Source organism: Paragemmobacter kunshanensis, assembly GCF_011059185.1.
Classification (GTDB): domain Bacteria; phylum Pseudomonadota; class Alphaproteobacteria; order Rhodobacterales; family Rhodobacteraceae; genus Paragemmobacter; species Paragemmobacter kunshanensis.
Genome location: NZ_JAALFE010000096.1, coordinates 1 through 1,076 on the forward strand (window position 1 = coordinate 1; position 1,076 = coordinate 1,076).

Below are 1,076 nucleotides of genomic sequence, written 5' to 3' on the forward strand. Positions count from 1 at the left end.
GACAAGCTGCTCGGCGTCTGCCGGGACGGCCGCATGCACCTGCGCTTCGCGCGGGGGCACGAGTATCTCGTGGGCTTCCCGGTGCAGGCCACCTGCCGCGGCTGCGGCTCGCTGAACAACGCGACCGCACCCGCGCGCTGACGCGCGCATTCACCCAACCCCCTGAAATCGCAGAGACGCGCGACGTCCTGACCTGGCCACGAGAAGGCGCCGGACGCCTGGCCGCAAGGCAGGCGTCCGATGTCCTTTGCGTGGCACGAGATCCGTGATCACCTCATGCATTCATCCTCCAACCTTCACTTCCAGCGCAGTTTCGACGCCGTCAGGCGCGCGCAGGCCGCCCTCGCTCCGTTCCGGGATCCGGCGGCGCTGCTGGACGGGCTGCATCGCAAGACCGGCGATCAGGGCCAGAAGAACCTGATCCTCGTCGCTCTCGTCAGGGCAGCGCAGAGCGACGGGCCCGCGTCCAACTGCGCCCTGACGCTGCTGTTGCTGGCACTCTGGCCCGGCCTCGACGCCATCCGGCGCCGGTCGCTCTGGCGCAGGATCGGCACCGCCGACGAGGTCGCGTCCGATGTTCTGGCGCGCACCACCGAGGCTGTCCGCAGCCTCGACCTCGGTCGCGTCAACTGGATCGCGGCCACGGTCCTCCGGAATGTCGAGCGCGACATGATCCGAGTGCGCCAGCGCGACCAGGCACGCGAACATCTCACCAGCGGAGCAGACCCCGACGAGGTGGCGCACAGCGGCGACAGCGGGATCGGCGCCGCCGGGTACGCGCGGCTGAGCGACGCCGTTCGGAAGCTGCTCGGCGACGACGCGCTGCTGGTGATCCGCGTGGCGATCGAGGGTTTCTCGCAAGCCGAGGTCGCCGTCGAACTGGGCCTGACCGAGGCTGCCGCCCGCAAGCGGTACCAGCGCGCCATGCGCCGGTTGCACGACGCCCTCGAAGAAATCCCCTGAGCCGATGTCCCGATCCGGTCCCGCCGGTGGCTTTTTCCATTCGAGCGCCCCGAGCGCCTTCCCTCCAACCGAAAGCAGACACGCATGAACCGCACTGCCGATCTGTCGCTCGA

Annotated in this window: 1 protein-coding gene; it reads left to right on the top strand. The window is 69.4% G+C overall.

All coding sequences use genetic code 11. The features are described 5' to 3' along the window. The first annotated feature begins 240 nt into the window (after positions 1-240). On the top strand, positions 241-963 hold the full coding sequence (locus G5V65_RS21925) for an RNA polymerase sigma factor (RefSeq protein WP_062563471.1): 723 nt from the start codon (positions 241-243) through the stop codon (positions 961-963). Positions 964-1,076 lie beyond the last annotated feature (113 nt).

What these genes read in the sequence shown, in the direction of transcription:
- G5V65_RS21925 (WP_062563471.1), top strand. Translation starts at nt 241, where the DNA reads ATGTCCTTTGCGTGGCACGAGATCCGTGATCACCTCATGCATTCATCC.